General features: G+C 73.4%; 13 protein-coding genes. 8 read left to right on the top strand and 5 right to left on the bottom strand.

Annotated elements, in window-relative coordinates:
- Complete coding sequence (locus IEW90_RS03830; RefSeq protein WP_188716204.1) at positions 1-2019, bottom strand: BCCT family transporter; 2019 nt, start codon at positions 2017-2019, stop codon at positions 1-3.
- A gap of 178 nt (positions 2020-2197) precedes the next feature.
- On the opposite strand from IEW90_RS03830, the gene IEW90_RS03835 reads away from it, so the two are divergent.
- Positions 2198-3358, top strand: a complete 1161-nt coding sequence (locus IEW90_RS03835) for a bifunctional 2-methylcitrate synthase/citrate synthase (protein ID WP_188716205.1) — start codon at positions 2198-2200, stop codon at positions 3356-3358.
- The gene (locus IEW90_RS03840; RefSeq protein WP_188716207.1) at positions 3355-4182 is read left to right on the top strand and encodes an aldo/keto reductase; all 828 of its coding nucleotides are present in this window, start codon (positions 3355-3357) and stop codon (positions 4180-4182) included. Before IEW90_RS03835 ends, IEW90_RS03840 begins: the two co-directional genes overlap by 4 nt.
- A gap of 66 nt (positions 4183-4248) precedes the next feature.
- Here the strand turns inward: IEW90_RS03840 and IEW90_RS03845 are convergent, their stop codons facing one another.
- Both IEW90_RS03845 and IEW90_RS03850 read right to left on the bottom strand, forming a co-directional pair.
- Positions 4249-4887, bottom strand: a complete 639-nt coding sequence (locus tag IEW90_RS03845; protein ID WP_188716209.1) for a maleylpyruvate isomerase family mycothiol-dependent enzyme — start codon at positions 4885-4887, stop codon at positions 4249-4251.
- Positions 4888-4921: 34 nt separating this feature from the next.
- On the bottom strand, positions 4922-6658 hold the full coding sequence (locus IEW90_RS03850) for a dolichyl-phosphate-mannose--protein mannosyltransferase (protein ID WP_188716219.1): 1737 nt from the start codon (positions 6656-6658) through the stop codon (positions 4922-4924).
- Positions 6659-6738: 80 nt separating this feature from the next.
- Here IEW90_RS03850 and rsmI point away from each other — a divergent pair, with 80 nt between their 5' ends.
- The 3 genes from rsmI to IEW90_RS03865 all read left to right on the top strand — a co-directional run bounded on the left by rsmI (position 6739) and on the right by IEW90_RS03865 (position 10542).
- Entirely contained in the window at positions 6739-7557 is an 819-nt protein-coding gene (gene rsmI, locus IEW90_RS03855; protein ID WP_188716222.1) for a 16S rRNA (cytidine(1402)-2'-O)-methyltransferase, read from the top strand.
- Between the two features lie 50 nt (positions 7558-7607).
- Entirely contained in the window at positions 7608-9158 is a 1551-nt protein-coding gene (metG, locus tag IEW90_RS03860) for a methionine--tRNA ligase (protein WP_188716224.1), read from the top strand.
- 916 nt (positions 9159-10074) lie between these two features.
- Positions 10075-10542, top strand: a complete 468-nt coding sequence (locus IEW90_RS03865; RefSeq protein ID WP_188716226.1) for an SRPBCC domain-containing protein — start codon at positions 10075-10077, stop codon at positions 10540-10542.
- Positions 10543-10570: 28 nt separating this feature from the next.
- Here the strand turns inward: IEW90_RS03865 and IEW90_RS03870 are convergent, their stop codons facing one another.
- The gene (locus tag IEW90_RS03870; protein ID WP_188716228.1) at positions 10571-11113 is read right to left on the bottom strand and encodes a hypothetical protein; all 543 of its coding nucleotides are present in this window, start codon (positions 11111-11113) and stop codon (positions 10571-10573) included.
- Positions 11110-11661: a hypothetical protein gene (locus tag IEW90_RS03875; protein WP_188716230.1), complete on the bottom strand. Its 552-nt coding sequence runs from the start codon at positions 11659-11661 to the stop codon at positions 11110-11112. The genes IEW90_RS03870 and IEW90_RS03875 overlap by 4 nt, the downstream gene beginning before the upstream one ends.
- 111 nt (positions 11662-11772) lie before the next feature.
- Between IEW90_RS03875 and IEW90_RS03880 the strand changes: the two genes are divergently transcribed.
- The 3 genes from IEW90_RS03880 (at position 11773) to IEW90_RS03890 (ending at position 15159) form a co-directional block, all read left to right on the top strand.
- On the top strand, positions 11773-12756 hold the full coding sequence (locus IEW90_RS03880; RefSeq protein ID WP_188716232.1) for a TatD family hydrolase: 984 nt from the start codon (positions 11773-11775) through the stop codon (positions 12754-12756).
- An 86-nt stretch (positions 12757-12842) separates the two neighbouring features.
- Complete coding sequence (locus IEW90_RS03885; RefSeq protein ID WP_229679473.1) at positions 12843-13919, top strand: BMP family lipoprotein; 1077 nt, start codon at positions 12843-12845, stop codon at positions 13917-13919.
- A gap of 145 nt (positions 13920-14064) precedes the next feature.
- Entirely contained in the window at positions 14065-15159 is a 1095-nt protein-coding gene (locus tag IEW90_RS03890) for a BMP family lipoprotein (RefSeq protein ID WP_188716234.1), read from the top strand.
- The last annotated feature ends 34 nt before the right edge of the window (positions 15160-15193 follow it).

Consider the following 15193-nt stretch of genomic DNA (forward strand, 5'->3'; position numbering starts at 1 on the left):
CTAGCCCCGGTCGGGTGCCCCGTCGCGCTCGGGCCGGTCGCCGCCGTCGCGGTCGCCGCCGCCCGCGCCGCCCGCCTCGATCGCGCGCCGCTCCGTGCCGGGCCGCAGCTCGCGCTCGCCGCCCTGCCCGGCGGCAGCCGCATCCGGCACGACCTCCACGGCGCCGGTCGTCGCATCCGTGTACCACTCGGTGAGCGCCGGATCCTCGGAGTCGAGCCACGCGCCCGCGCCCCGCTCGGCCTCCACCTCGCTCGCGCCGAAGACGAAGTCGTCGCCGTGCTCCTCGATGCCTCGGCGCACGCCCTGCGCGATCGCGGTCCGCGCGTAGCGGTGGCGCAGCATGTACGGATCGGTCGAGAGGTCGCGCCAGAACGCGACCATGATGCCCATCACGACGAACGCGAACGGCAGCGCCGTCACCACCATGAGCGACTGCAGGCCGCCGAGCGCCGTCTCGCCGCCGCCCACGAGCAGCACGGCCGCGGTCGCGCCGAGCAGCAGCCCCCAGAAGATCGTCACCCAGGTGGTCGGCTCCGGCTTGCCGCGCTGGCTGATCGACGACATGACGATCGAAGCGGAGTCGGCGGCCGTCACGAAGAAGATGACGACGGCGGCCATCGCCACGATCGAGGTGATGGTGCTGAGCGGCAGGTTCGCGAGGACCTCGAAGAGCACGGCCTCCTGCGCGCCCGCGTCCGCGATCCCGAGCCCCTCGGCCTCCATCGACATCGAGGTGCCGCCGTAGATCGTGAACCACGCGAGGCACACGGCCGAGGGCACGAGGATGACGACGGTCACAAACTCGCGAAGGGTCCTGCCGCGCGAGATCTTCGCGATGAACATGCCGACGAACGGCGTCCACGACACCCACCACGCCCAGTAGTAGGTGGTCCAGGAGGCGAGGAAGGCCTGGGCGTCGTCGCCGTGCGTCACGTTGCGCACGAGCATCGTGCCGAGCTCCTCGACGTACGAGACGACGGTGGCGGGGATGAGGTTGAGCAGCAGGAGCGTCGGGCCCGTCACGAGCGCGAAGAGCCCGAGCAGCACGACGAGCAGCATGTTGGCGTTGGACAGCAGCCGGATGCCGCGCTTGACGCCCGAGACGGCCGAGACGATGAAGAGGCACGTGAGCAGCGCGATCGCGCCCACGATGAAGCCGTTGCCGACCGGTCCGATGCCCGAGACGACCTCGAACCCGCGCCCGATCTGGAGCGCGCCGATGCCGAGCGAGATGGCGGTGCCGCCGAGCGTGACGATGATCGCGAAGGCGTCGATCACCGAGCCGACCCAGCCCTCGGTGCGCTGCCCGAAGATGGGCGTGAAGAGCGCCGAGATGAGCGGCGAGCGGCCGCGCCGGTACGCGCCGTAGGCGATCGCGCCGCCGACGAGCGCGTAGTACGCCCACGCCATCGGTCCCCAGTGGAGCATCGTCTGCGCCATCGCGGAGTGCATCGCGTCGGGGCTGCCGGCGGCCTCGTCGAAGCCGTGCGGCGGCTCGAGGAAGTAGGTGAGCGGCTCGAGCGGGCCGTAGAAGAGCAGGCCGATGCCGAGGCCGGCGGCGAAGAGCATCGAGATCCACGAGGCGGTCGAGAACTCGGGCCGCTCCTCGTCGGCGCCGAGCCGGATGCCGCCGGTGCGGCCGAGGCCGACGAAGAGCATGAAGGCCGTCACGGCGACCGTGAGGGCGCCGAACAGCCAGCCGAAGTTCGTGGTCACCCACGACAGCGAGGCGCTGCCGGCGGCCGCGATGCCCTCGGAGTCGAGGATGCCCCACGCGACGATGCCCGCAGTGAAGGCGCCCGCGGCGGCGAAGACGCCCCAGTCGGTCGAGAAGTCGCGCCCCGTGCGCTCGACCCCGATGCCGGGGATGAGGGCCGGATGCACGAGGCCGGGCTCCGTCACCTCCCGCAGCACCTGGCGGACCGGGGTGCGGCGCGGGGCGGTCGACGATGCGGCCGGAGCGGGTGACGGGCTGGGCGACTGTGCGGGCGGCTGGGCGGGCGGCTGGGGCGATGCCATGGGGCTCGTCTCTGTCGGGCGCGGAGAGCGGGCCCGACGGCCCGGCGCGGTCGCTCAGCGACGCTACCGGCGTGCGCCTGGACGGCTCCGGGGACGGCCGCCGGACGGCCGCCCTGTCAGACGTCGTGCCGTAGGGTCGATGCGGCGCACGCCCCCATCTGTCTCACCGAGGAGCACCATGGCCGAGAGCGACATCAAGAAGGGTCTCGCCGGCGTCGTCGCCGACACCACCGAGATCTCGAAGGTCAACCCCGACACGAACTCGCTGCTGTACCGCGGCTACCCGGTGCAGGAGCTCGCCGCCACGCAGCCGTTCGAGGCCGTCGCGTACCTCCTGTGGCACGGCGAGCTCCCCACCGAGGCCGAGCTCGTCGCCCTCCGCGAGCGGGAGCGCGAGCTGCGCGCCCTGCCCGACAACGTCAAGCAGGTCATGGACGCCCTGCCCGAGACGGCGCATCCGATGGACGTCGTGCGCACCGCCGTGAGCATCGTCGGCGCCAACGACCCGAAGGCCGACGACCCGGAGGCCGACCTCGAGAAGGCGTTCCGCCTGTACGCCGTGCTGCCGGCGATCGTCGCGTACGAGCAGCGCCGCCGCAACGGCCAGGCGCTCGTGCCGCCGCGCGCCGACCTCGACTACGCCGCCAACTTCCTCTGGATGGCGTTCGGCGAGGAGGCGCACCCGACGGTCGTCGACGCGTTCAACCAGTCGATGGTGCTGTACGCCGAGCACTCGTTCAACGCCTCCACGTTCACCGCCCGGGTCGTCACCTCGACGCTCGCCGACCTCTACTCCGCGGTCACCGCCGCGATCGGCGCGCTCAAGGGCCACCTGCACGGCGGCGCCAACGAGGCGGTCATGGACGTGTTCCGCGAGGTCGGCACCGCCGACAGGGCGGATGCGTGGATGCAGGACGCGCTCGACTCGAAGCGCACGATCATGGGCTTCGGTCACCGCGTCTACAAGAACGGCGACTCCCGCGTGCCCACGATGCGCGCCGCGCTCGTGCGCCTCGTCCAGCACTACGAGGCGCAGGAGGTGCTCGACATCTACGATGCGCTCGAGCGCTCGATGGCCGAGCGCAAGCCCATCAAGCCCAACCTCGACTTCCCGTCCGGCCCCGCGTACGCGCTCATCGGCTTCGACGTGCCGATCTTCACGCCGCTGTTCGTCGCGGCGCGCGTCGTCGGCTGGACCGCGCACATCGTCGAGCAGCGCGCGAACAACGCGCTGATCCGTCCGCTCTCGGAATACGTCGGCCCCGACGAGCGTCATGTCGAGGGCGTCTCGCAGGCAGACCTGCCCGAGGACACGTCCACCATCGAGGAGGAAGCATGACCATCCCCACGCTCCAGCTGAACGACGGCCGCACCATCCCGCAGCTCGGGTTCGGCGTCTTCAAGGTCGACCCGGCCGAGACCGAGCGGATCGTCACCGACGCGCTCGAGGCCGGCTACCGCCACATCGACACCGCGGCCATCTACGGCAACGAGGAGGGCGTCGGCGCGGCGCTCGCGAAGTCCGGCATCGCCCGCGACGAGCTGTTCGTCACGACGAAGCTGTGGAACGACCGCCGCGGCGAGACCGCCGCCCGCGAGGCGCTCGGCGAGAGCCTGCAGAAGCTCGGCCTCGACCACGTCGACCTGTACCTCATCCACTGGCCGACGCCCGCGAACGGCAGCCCGGTCGAGACGTGGCGCACGCTCGCGTCGCTGCGCGACGAGGGCCTCACGACGTCGATCGGCGTCTCGAACTTCGACGAGCGGTTCCTGCCCGAGATCCTCGAGACCGGCATCGTGCCGGCCGTGAACCAGATCGAGCTGCACCCGCAGTTCCAGCAGCGCGCGGCCACCGAGCTCTCGGCGCAGCACGACATCAAGGTCGAGGCATGGGGCCCCCTCGGCCAGGGCAAGGTCGACTACGCGTCGACCGTCGTCGGCGAGATCGCCGAGCGCCACGGCGTCACCTGGGCGCAGGCCCTCATCGCCTGGCACCTGCAGTCGGGCCGCATCGTCTTCCCGAAGTCGAACCGCCGCGAGCGTATGGAGGACAACTTCGCCGCCGCGTCGGTGCAGCTCACCGCCGAGGACGTCGCCGCGATCGACGGGCTCGACCAGGGCGCTGCCGGCCGCGTCTCGGCCGACCCTGCCGAGGTCAGCTGACCTTCGCTCCGCTCGACGCCCCCGCCCCTCGGCGGGGGCGTCGTCGTGTCGGCGTCGCCAGCGGGCTCAGCGGAGGCGGTCGGCGAGCACCGGCACACCGTCGCCGGTGAGCGACGGCAGAGCGGCGGCGCGGCCCGCGAGCGCGGTCGCGACGGCGACGGCCGGGCCGCGCACGAGCGGGCCGTCACCGAGCGCGAGATCGGCGTCGTCGGCCTCCATGCGCAGGCCCGCCGCGGCGCTGCGGCTCGAGACGGCGAAGTCTCGGGCGACGAAGAACGCGAGCACCTGCGCCGCGGCGTCCGAGGGCGTGGGCGTCGGCAGGCCGAGCGGCATCCGGATGTCCTGGCCGTGCACCACGACCTCGCCGAGCCACGCGGGCCAGTGCCCGGAGGCGGCGGTACGCCGGCCCGCGGCGCTCCGGAAGCGGGCGAGGGTCGCGGCGGGCGTGGGCCCGCGGCGCTCCTCGAGCCGCCGCCGGTTGTGCACTGCGTCGTCGAACCTGGCGGCGAGCATCGACGCGATCCAGCGCGCCGGGCCGACGGTCGCGCCGGCGGTCAGGTGGGCCACGACGTCCTCGACGGTCCAGCCATCGCACAGCGATTCCGCCGACCACTGCGCCTCGTCGAGCTCCTCCAGTTGTTCGGCGAGCGCCGTCCGCTCGGCGACGATCGCGTCCTGCAGCCGCTGCTTCCCCCAGGTCTCCATGCGGTCGAGCCAAGCAGCAGGGGCTGAGCGTCCGCTACGGCCAGGTGGGCGGCCAGTACCGGAAGCGGACCTCCGCCGCCGGCAGCTCGATCCCGTATGCGACGGGCGCGTACCAGGCGAGCGCGACGACGCTCAGCAGGACGATCGCCGAGATCGCGACCCAGCCGGCCGCGCGCCGCTGCAGCGCCTCGCGCTCGGCCGTCCAGCAGTCCGCCTCGCCCATCGAGCGCGCGAGGTCGAGCTCGAGCGCCGTCGGCACGTCGTCGGCCCGCCGCGAGCGCGGCCCCACGAGCGCCTGCAGCGCGATCGCGAGCCCGATCACGAGGAACGGCAGGAAGACGATCGCGTAGAAGAAGAAGATCGTGCGGTCGGGGAACGCGAGCCACGGCGCGTAGCCCGCGAGCACGCCGACCACGACGAAGCCGGCCCGCCGGTCCAGGTGCCTGCCGAGGCGGTAGATGAGGTACGCGAGCGCCACGACGGCCGCGTACCAGACGACGAGGTTGGGGAGGGCGGTGATCCACCAGGTGCCCTCGGAGCCCGTCCCCATCTCGAACGCCGTCGGCCGGCCGAGCCACAGCCACTGGTACGCCGGCGACTCGTAGGCGTGCTCGCTGGTGAGCCCCACGTGGAAGCCCAGCTGCTGCGCGTGGTACCGCCAGAGCGCCTGCAGGCCGAGCGGCACCCACGCGAGCATGCCGGTCCAGCGCAGCGCCGGATCCTCGAGCACGGCCTGCGAGCCCCAGCCGCCGTCGAACCAGCCGGCGTAGCTCGCCACGTAGACGACGATCGCGGGCAGCACGAGCAGCACGAAGCTCGTGGGTGCCTGCGTGAGCAGGGTGCCGATCCACGGATGCCGGAAGCCTGCCCGGCGCCGGTCGAGCGCGTCCATGATGACGGTCCAGAGGCCGAAGGCGGCGATGAACGCCGCGCCCGACCACTTCGTCGCGCAGGCGGCGCCCAGCAGCACGCCCGCAACGACGATCCACGGCCGCGACCACATTGCCGCCCCGAACCTGCGACGGCGGGCCGCGATCGCCCGCACGGTGCGCGTCGGCGACCCGCGCCGGTCGAGCAGCAGCGCCCCGGCCCCCGCGAGCACGAACATCGCGAGGATCGTGTCGAGCAGCGCCGTGCGGCTCATCACGATCGCGAAGCCGTCGATGGCGAGCCACAGCCCCGCGAGCGTCCCGAACGCGATCGAGCGGGTGAGGCCGCGCGAGATCGCGTAGGTGAGGCCGACGATCACGATGCCCGCGAGCGCCGTCGGCAGGCGCCACAGCACAGGGTCGACGACGCCGAACGCGCCCATGAACATGCCGATGATCCACTTGCCGAGCGGCGGGTGCACGACGTAGTCGGCCACCTCCGTGAGCCCGCCGGCGTCCCCTGCCTCGAAGCGCTCGTCCGAGCCCTCGGCCCACTCGCCCTCGTAGCCGAGCTGCCAGGTCGACCAGGCGTCCTTGGCGTAGTACGTCTCGTCGAAGACGAGGATGTGGGGATGCCCGAGCGCGGTGAGCCGCAGCAGCGCGGCGATCGCGAGGATCGCGACGGGCGCCCCGACCTCGAGCCGCCGGCGCACATGCGGGCGGGTGAGGGCCCGCTCGAGCCGGCCGAAGCGGTCGGCGGCGACGTCGAGGCGCGCGAGCAGCGCTGAGCCGCGGGGGAGCGGCCGGGGCGCGTCCGCCACCGACACCGCGGTGCCGTCGTGCGCGCCGGCGGCGGCGCGGTCTCGGGCGTCCTCGGGGTCGGGCGCGCCGGAGATCGTCACGCCCGAATCATCGCACCTCGGCCGGTGCCTGGCCCGCGAACCCGCCGTCGGCAGCGGGCCGCCTCGGTACGATCGGCGGCGTGATCATCCTCGGCGCGACGCCCATCGGCAACCTGGGCGACGCGAGCGGCAGGCTCCGCGAGGCGCTCCAGGCCGCGCCCGTGATCGCGGCGGAGGACACCCGCACCGCCCGCCAGCTGCTCCGCGCGCTCGGCATCGAGGCGCAGCCGCAGCTCGTCGCGCTGCACGAGCACAACGAGGCCGCCGCCGCCGAGGGGCTCGTCGCCCGCGCGCACGACGAGGACGTGCTCGTGCTCACCGACGCCGGCATGCCCACGGTCTCCGATCCCGGCTACCGCCTCGTGCAGGCCGCCGTCGCCGCCGACGTCCCCGTCACGTGCCTCCCCGGCCCCTCCGCCGTGCTCACCGCGCTCGCGCTCTCGGGCCTCCCCACCGACCGGTTCGCGTTCGACGGCTTCCTGCCGCGGAAGGCCGGCGACCGCGACCGGATGCTCGCCTCCGTCGCCCGCGAGGAGCGCACGCTCGTGCTCTTCGAGGCGCCGCACCGGCTGGCGGAGTCGGTCGAGGCGATCGGCCGCGCGATGCCGGGCCGCGCCATGGCGGTGTGCCGCGAGCTGACGAAGCGCTTCGAGGAGGTGCGGCGCGGCACCCCTGAGGAGCTGCTGCCGTGGGCGCGGGCGGGCGTGAAGGGCGAGATCGTGCTCGTCATCGCGGGCGCCGAGCCGGTGCTCGCCGACGAGGCAGCGGCGGTCGAGCAGGTGCTCGCGCTGCGCGCCGGCGGGATGCGGCTGAAGGACGCCGCGGCGGAGGTCGCGGAGGCCACCGGGCACGCCCGCAACGCCCTCTACCAGGCCGCGCTCGCCGCCGGCCGGGGCTGAGGCCGGACGCGCGGCGTCACACGCGCGCGACCCTCCGTAGGATTGGAGGCATGCCTGCCCGCTTCACGGTGACGACGCCGATCTACTACGTCAACGACGTGCCCCACATCGGCCACGCCTACAACGAGGTCGCCACCGACGTGCTGGCCCGCTGGCACCGGATGCGCGGCGACGACACGTGGATGCTGACGGGCACCGACGAGCACGGCCAGAAGATCATGCGCACCGCCGTCGCGAACGGCACGACGCCGCAGGAGTGGACCGACCGGCTCGTCGAGAGCGCCTGGAAGCCGCAGCTCGAGCTGCTCGACATCCAGAACGACGACTTCATCCGCACCACGAGCGAGCGGCACAAGGCGGGCGTGCGCATCTTCCTCGAGCGCCTGAAGGAGACCGGGTACATCTACCACGGCGAGTTCGAGGGCCAGTACTGCGTCGGCTGCGAGGAGTACAAGACGCCGAACGACCTCGTGCCCGGCACGGGCGAGTTCGAGGGCCAGCAGGTCTGCGCCATCCACTCGCGCCCCACCGAGACGGTGCGCGAGGCGAACTACTTCTTCAAGCTCTCGGAGTTCGGCGACCGCCTGCTCGCGCTCTACGACGAGCGTCCCGACTACGTGCAGCCCGAGCACGTGCGCAACGAGGTGCGGCAGTTCGTCAAGCAGGGCCTCACCGACCTGTCGATCAGCCGCAACACCTTCGACTGGGGCATCAAGGTGCCGTGGGACGAGTCGCACGTCGTCTACGTGTGGTTCGAGGCGCTCCTGAACTACATCACCGCGATCGGCTACGGCGTCGACGACGAGCAGTTCGAGCGCCGCTGGCCGGCCACGCACATCGTCGGCAAGGACATCGCCCGCTTCCACGCGGTCATCTGGCCCGCGATGCAGATGGCGGCGGGCCTGCCGATCTCCGACCACGTGTTCGGGCACGGGTGGCTGCTCGTGGGCGGCGAGAAGATGTCGAAGTCGAAGGCGACGGGCATCGAGCCGCGGCAGATCACCGACGTGTTCGGCGTCGACGCGTTCCGCTACTACTTCATGTCGGCGATCGCGTTCGGCTCCGACGGCTCGTTCTCGTGGGAGGACCTCGACGCCCGCTACCACTCGGAGCTCGCGAACGGCCTCGGCAACCTCGCCAGCCGCGTGATCGCCATGGTGCACAAGTACTTCGGCGGCACGGTGCCCGAGGCCGCGCCCGACGCCGAGATCGCCGAGCTCGCCGAGCGCGCGGTCGCGACCGCCGAGGCTGCGATCGACCGCTTCGCGATCGACGAGGCGGTGGATGCGGCGATGGGCATCGTCGAGCGCCTCAACGGCTACATCACCGAGCAGGCGCCGTGGGTGCTCGCGAAGGACGAGGCGCAGCAGGAGCGGCTCGCCGCGGTGCTCGCGTCGAACGTGCACGGCATCGGCACGGCGGCGATCCTGCTCGCGCCGGTCATGCCGACGACCGCGCAGGCGCTCTGGGCCGCGATCGGCGGCGAGGGCGAGGTCACGGCGCAGCCGATCCACGAGGCGCACCGCTGGCAGGGCACCCGCACGGTCACGACGGTGCCGCCGCTGTTCCCGCGCATCGAGCAGGCGCAGCCCGCCACCTGATCGGCTCCCTCCGCCGGTCGAGCCGGTCCTTCGCCCTCCGCCGGCCGAGCCGGTCCGCGCGCGCAGCGCGCCGACCGTGTCGAGACCACAGCGCGGCGGGCCGCTCGCCATGCTGCGGCTTCGCCGCGCTCAGCGGCCTGCGGCCGCGGAGCGGCTCAGCCAGCGGGTGATTCCGGAGGAATCGGCTCTCAGCGGTGCGCTGGCTGGACTATCCACTCGGCGGCGCGCTGAGCCTTGCATCCTCCGGGCTGGCAGTGCGCCACCAGCCGCTGGTCGTGACGGCCGCGCCCGGAGGGCGCAGCCGTCACGAGACCCCCTGCGCCGGGCGGCTCTCGTAACGCGTGCGGCTGCGCCGCGCGCTCCTCCATCAGCGGTGCAACCACCCGGGGATCGGATCCGGCGCACCCCTCCGCCGGTCGAGCCGGTCCGCGCGCGCAGCGCGCCGACCGTGTCGAGACCACAGCGCGGCGGACCGTTTGCCATGCTGCGGCTTCGACACGCTCGGCGGCCTCCGGCCGCGGAGCGGCCAGCCAGCGGTGGGGCGGCCGCAGAGCGGCTCAGCGGGTCATCGGCTCCGGAGGAATCGGCTCAGAGCGGCCGCTTGGTCGCACTATGCAGCCATGCGCGCGCTCAGAGCTGATTCCTCCGGGCGGTCCGCCACCCCCGCCGGTCGAGCCGGTCCGAGCGCGGAGCGCGCCGACCGTGTCGAGACGACAGCGCGGCGGACCGCTCGCCATGCTGCGGCTTCGACACGCTCGGCGGCCTGCGGCCGCGGAGCGGCTCAGCCAGCGGGGGAGCGGCCTGCGGCCGCGGAGCGGCTCGCCCCTCCCGCTGGTCGAGGAGCGCGCGGCCGGAGGCCGCTCGCGTCTCGAGACCACCGCGCGGCGAGCAGCTCGGCAGGCGTAGGGTCGCCCGCATGACGACCACGACCCACGAGCGCGTCGGCGAGCAGTCGGTCGTGCACCGGCGCGAGTTCGCGGCGCCCCTCGCCGCCGTCCACCGCGCGCACACCACCGCCGTCCTCTTCGCGCAGTGGATGGGCCCGCGCGGCTCGCGCATCCGCATCGACCGCTTCGACGCGCACACCGGCGGCGGCTTCGACTACACGGTGGAGGCGGGCGGCGACTGGAGGTTCTGGGGCTCGTACCACGAGGTCACCGACCACCGGATCGTGCACACGTGGGAGTTCGAGTCCGAGCCGGGCCGGCCGACGCTCGAGGTGCTCGAGCTGCAGCAGCTCGCCCCCGACCGCTGCCGCCTCACGATCACCTCGACGTACGGATCCCGCCAGGCGTGCGACGCGATGGTCGCCTCCGGCATCGACGGCGGCATGGACGAGGACTTCGAGCGGCTCGACGAGCTCCTCGCCCGCATGGCGCACTGACGCGCGGGGCCGGCCGGGCGAGCCGGCTTCAGGGCACGTCGAGCGTCGAGCGCACCCCGGCGATCTCGACGACGACCCGCTCGGGCCGCTCCCCGCCGGGCAGCGGGTAGGCGGCGCCGTAGCGCTCGCCCGAGCACTCCGGTTGGGCGATGAGCTGCACGGTCCACGTGGTGGGCTCCTGCACGATCCGCCCGAGCAGCGGCTCGCAGCCGCGGCGGGCGTCGAGCGCGAGCACGAGCCCCCCGCCCTGCTCCACGATCGTCGGGCCGTCGGCGACCTGGCCGACCGGCACCTCGGGCCCCTCCGGCGCGAGCTCGCTCGGCTGCGGGTCGGCCGCGCCGCCGGCATCCGAGCCGTCGCCCGAGCCACCGCCCGTCGAGCCGCCGTCGCCCGGCGCGCCGTCCCCGGGGACGGGCGAGGCGCCGCCGTCGGGGGAGGGGCTCGCCGACGAGCTCGGGCCGGATGCGTCGGGCATCGGCCCGTCGGGGTCGAACAGTCCCGGCGCGCAGCCCGCGAGGCCGGCGACGAGCGCGATCGCGGCGAGCGCGGCCGCGGCGCGGCGCGCGCTCACGGCGCCGGCAGGGCGGCCGTGCCGGTGCCCGCCTCGAGCCCGCTGATCACGACGTCGACGCCGTCGCCGACCTCGACGCCGTCGGGCACGTCGAACGAGAAGGTCCGCACCGCGTCGCCGACGGCGCAGCCCTCCGCGGCGATCAGGTCGACGCCGATCGCGCCGCCGGCCGCGTAGGCGGGCAGCGCGGTCGGCCAGCACTCCTCGGCGGCCGGCACCGAGAGCGAGAACGTGCCGGGCGGATCCGCCCAGAGCACGACCGCGCCGAGCCGCAGCACGTCGTCCACGGACGCGCCGCTGCCCGCAGGCACGCCCGCCTCGCCCAGCAGCACCGGCAGCCGCTGCGCCTCGAGCGCGCCCGTGCTGTCGGCCGCCGCGCCCGACGACGCGTCGGCCGCCGACGACGGCGTCGGCGCGAACGTCGGCGCGGTCAGCGGCGTCTCGGAGCCCGAGGGCGCGGATCCGGCGGCCGAGCAGCCGCCCACCGCGAGCACGACGGCGGTCGCGGCGGGGAGCACGAGCCGGCTGAGCACGGGGCGGCGGAGCATGCCGAGAAGACCTCCTGGGTGGTGGTTGCCACCATCGTGGCACCGGTTCCATGGCGGATGCTGGACGACGCCTCACCTTCCGCTCATCGTCGTCGATCCTAGGCTGGGAGCATGCCTGCCACCCACGACGGCACGGCGCCGATCGACTCGGCCGCCGTGCCCGCGCGCACCCCCGACGCGCTCGCCGACCACCCCACCGACGTCGTCCTGCCGGGCGGCGAGTACATCCGCGAGCGGCACGACGACGGGAGGCGCGACCGCAGCAGGCCGCCGCTGCCGGAGCCGCTCGGGGTCGCCACCTACGACAACCACGCGCACCTCGAGATCCGCGACGGCGAGGCGCCCGCGTACGCCGAGGCGCTCGACCTCGCCGCGTCGGTCGGCATCGCCGGCGTCATCCAGGTGGGCGGCGACGTCGAGTCGTCGGTGTGGTCGGCGGCGCTCGCCGCGCAGGAGCCGCGCGTGCTCGCCGCCGTCGCGATCCACCCGAACGAGGCGCCCGGCTACGCCGAGGCGCGCACGCTCTTCGACGCCCTCGCGACCATCGACGAGCTCGCCGCGCAGCCGCGCGTGCGCGCGGTGGGCGAGACGGGACTCGACTTCTTCCGCACCGGCGACGACGGCCGGCGCGCGCAGTTCGAGTCGTTCGAGGCGCACATCGACATCGCGAAGCGGCACGGCATCGCGCTGCAGATCCACGACCGCGACGCGCACGACGAGGTCGTCGAGACCCTCCTGCGCGTCGGCGCGCCCGAGACCACCGTCTTCCACTGCTTCTCGGGCGACGAGCACCTCGCCCGCACGGCCGCCGAGCACGGCTGGTACCTGTCGTTCTCGGGCACCGCGACCTTCTCGAACGCCCGGAACCTGCACCGCGCGCTCGAGGTGGCCGACCGCAGCCGCATCCTCGTCGAGACCGACGCGCCGTTCCTCACGCCCACCCCGTACCGAGGCCGGCCCAACAGCCCGTACCTCGTGCCGGTCACGGTGCGGTCGATCGCCGAGCGGCTGGGCCTCGGCGCCGACGAGCTCGCCGGCATCACCGCCGAGAACACGGTGCGCGCCTACGGCAGCTGGGAGGCTGACGCGGCCTGACGGCGCGGGCGGCGCCCCGCAGATCCATAAGCGCGCTGGCAGACGGCTGGCCGTATCCTGAGCGCACGCTCGTCGAAGGAGTCACCGTGCGTCGCATCGCCGCCACCGCCGTCCCCGCGCTCGCCGCGCTCGCCATGCTCGCGGGCTGCGCCGCGGCGCCGCCCGTCGCGACCACCGGCCCTGACGCCGAGCCGACCGAGGCGGCGCTCGAGTGCGCGCAGATGGTCACCAACTCCGGCGGCCTCAACGACCGCTCGTTCAACGAGACCAGCTGGGCGGGCATGCAGCGCGCCCAGGAGGAGCTCGGGGTCACCGCCAACGTGCTCGTCTCGACCTCCGAGACCGACCTCGCGCCGAACGTCCAGGCCGCCGTCGACACCGGGTGCGGCTTCGTGCTCACCGTCGGCTACGAGCTGGCCGCCGCGACCGCGGAGCAGGCGGAGGCGAACCCCGACGTGCAGTTCGCGATCGTCGACGAGATCGTCGAGGCGCCGAACGTGCGCCCGATCGTGTTCGACACGGCGCAGGCCGCGTTCCTCGCGGGCTACACGGCCGCCTCCGTGAGCGAGACCGGCATCGTCGCCACCTTCGGCGGCGGCAACCAGCCGCCCGTCACGCTCTTCATGGACGGCTTCGCCGCCGGCATCGATGCCTACAACCAGGCGAAGGGCGCCGATGTGCGGCTGCTCGGCTGGGACCCGGAGGCGCAGGACGGCACCTTCACGGGCGACTTCGAGAACGTGCAGCTCGGCCAGTCGCAGACGCAGGCCTTCCTCGAGCAGGGCGCCGACGTCATCCTCCCCGTGGCCGGTCAGGTGGGCGAGGGCGCCTTCCGCGCCTCGCTCGACGCGGGCGGCGACGCGCTCGTCATCTGGGTCGACAACGACGGCTACGACACCCTCCCGGCCGAGTTCCGCCCGCTGCTGCTCACGAGCGTGCTGAAGAACACGGAGGACGCGGTCGTGGGCGCGATCGAGGACGCCGTCGGCGGCGGCATCTCGGACGAGCCCGTCATCGGCACGCTCGAGGACGGCGGTGTCGACATCGCGCCGTTCCACGACCTCGAGCCGCGCGTCAGCGACGGGACGAAGGCCGAGCTCGAGGCGCTGCGCGAGCAGATCATCGCGGGGGAGATCGTCGTGGAGTCGCCCTCCAGCCCCTGATCCGTTGCGCCGATCCTCAACGGAATGCAACGATTCCGTCTCGGATCCGTTACAGCGGCATGGCGGGCGCGAGCACGACCCTATGCTCGTGCGTATCTAGCGCCCTGCCGCGTGTCGGCGGGCATCCTTTGCACTGGAGGATCCCTTGAGGAAGTTCACCCGTACTGCCGTGCGCGGCGGCGCCGTCGCCATCGGCGCGGTCCTGCTGCTCGCCGGCTGCGCAGCGGCCCCGGAGGCCCCGGCCGAGACGTCGGGCGGCGCGGCCGAGCCGACCGTCGACATCCAGCCCTGCATCATCTCCGACTCGGGCGGCTTCGACGACCGCTCGTTCAACCAGCTGGGCGCCGAGGGCCTGCGCGCCGCCGCCGAGACGCTCGGCGTCGAGGCCGTCGAGGTCGAGTCGCAGTCGGAGGCGGACTACGCCCCGAACCTGTCGACCGTCATCGACAACGGCTGCAACATGGTCGTCTCGGTCGGCTTCGCCCTCTCGGAGGCCACCGCGGCCGCCGCCGAGGCGAACCCCGACGTGCAGTTCACGATCATCGACGACAACGCCATCGAGCTCGACAACGTCAAGCCGATCATCTACGACACGTCGCAGGCGGCGTTCCTCGCGGGCTACGCCGCGGCGTCCTACTCGGAGAGCGGCAAGGTCGCCACGTGGGGCGGCATGCAGTTCCCGACGGTGACGATCTTCATGGACGGCTTCTACGACGGCGTCATGTACTACAACGAGCAGACGGGCGAGGACGTCCAGGTGCTCGGCTGGGACCGCGAGGCGCAGACCGGCTCGTTCACCGGCGGCTTCGAGGCGGGCCCCACGGCCAAGTCGATGGCGGAGACGTTCATCGGCCAGGGCGCCGACGTGCTCCTGCCGGTCGGCGGCCCGATCTTCCTCTCGGCCGCGGAGGCGATCCGCGACCAGGGCGACGACGCCGGCATCACGATGATCGGCGTCGACGCCGACCTCTACGAGACGTCGCCGGACTACGCCGACCTCTTCCTCACGTCCATCCTCAAGGGCATGGCCGAGGGCGTCCAGACGGTCGTCGAGGAGGCCGGTGCCGGCGAGTTCTCGAACGAGCCGTACATCGGCACGCTCGAGAACGACGGCGTGGGCCTGGCCCCGTTCCACGACTTCGAGGGCTCGGTCGACCCGGAGCTGCAGTCGCAGCTCGACGAGATCCGCGAGGGCATCATCAACGGCGACATCGTCGTCGAGTCGCCGTCGTCGCCGTAGTCGACTGACGGTCACAGGCGTGGGGGTCGGCGCA

Origin of the sequence: Agrococcus terreus (assembly GCF_014645235.1) — a bacterium.
GTDB classification, from domain to species: Bacteria; Actinomycetota; Actinomycetes; order Actinomycetales; family Microbacteriaceae; genus Agrococcus; species Agrococcus terreus.

Excerpts from the sequence above, each read along its gene's own strand:
- IEW90_RS03830 (WP_188716204.1), bottom strand. The coding sequence starts at position 2,019 with ATGGCATCGCCCCAGCCGCCCGCCCAGCCGCCCGCACAGTCGCCCAGC.
- IEW90_RS03835 (WP_188716205.1), top strand. The coding sequence starts at position 2,198 with ATGGCCGAGAGCGACATCAAGAAGGGTCTCGCCGGCGTCGTCGCCGAC.
- IEW90_RS03840 (WP_188716207.1), top strand. The coding sequence starts at position 3,355 with ATGACCATCCCCACGCTCCAGCTGAACGACGGCCGCACCATCCCGCAG.
- IEW90_RS03845 (WP_188716209.1), bottom strand. The coding sequence starts at position 4,887 with ATGGAGACCTGGGGGAAGCAGCGGCTGCAGGACGCGATCGTCGCCGAG.
- metG (WP_188716224.1), top strand. The coding sequence starts at position 7,608 with ATGCCTGCCCGCTTCACGGTGACGACGCCGATCTACTACGTCAACGAC.
- IEW90_RS03865 (WP_188716226.1), top strand. The coding sequence starts at position 10,075 with ATGACGACCACGACCCACGAGCGCGTCGGCGAGCAGTCGGTCGTGCAC.
- IEW90_RS03875 (WP_188716230.1), bottom strand. The coding sequence starts at position 11,661 with ATGCTCCGCCGCCCCGTGCTCAGCCGGCTCGTGCTCCCCGCCGCGACC.
- IEW90_RS03880 (WP_188716232.1), top strand. The coding sequence starts at position 11,773 with ATGCCTGCCACCCACGACGGCACGGCGCCGATCGACTCGGCCGCCGTG.